Annotated in this window: 1 pseudogene; it reads left to right on the top strand. The window is 66.3% G+C overall.

Annotation, left to right across the window (positions count from 1 at the left end):
- Positions 1-32: 32 nt before the first annotated feature.
- Positions 33-448: pseudogene (locus D7Y13_RS42860) on the top strand (ATP-binding protein); the annotation flags it as partial.

Genomic DNA, 448 nt, shown 5'->3' with positions numbered 1-448 from the left:
CCGCGATCGTGAAGAACGAAGTCGCCATCCCGATGCCCGAAGCGGCCCGGAACGAGCTGGAAGCCCTCCGCAAGAAGGCGGCGACGACCCAGATCGATCCCGAGTTGGAGCAGGCGGTGGGGTTCACCCACTTCGACACCTCCGCGAGCAACGACAACCTCATCACGGTCCTGTCCACGAAGGAGGAGCTGCATCGGCTTGCGTCCCAGACGCTCGTGCGCATCAAGTCGCGTGAGGACAAGCGCTCCTATCTGGGGGTCGTGGTGCGAGGCCCCTTCGCGGAGCCCAACGCCGTGCCGGCGAACTCCACCATGGCCATTGGCGTGGTGACGCATGGCAAGAAGCTCACCTACACGTTCGAATACCACGGGCGCGCGGAGGTGGAATTGCTGGGCGAGGAGCTGTCGGGCGTCCTTCAGCCGCCCCGGTTCCGCCCCCGCCCCCAGAG

Source organism: Corallococcus praedator, from assembly GCF_003612125.1.
GTDB lineage: Bacteria > Myxococcota > Myxococcia > Myxococcales > Myxococcaceae > Corallococcus > Corallococcus praedator.
Note: the sequence above shows the minus strand (reverse complement) of the source record. Positions and strands in the feature narration are given on the sequence as shown.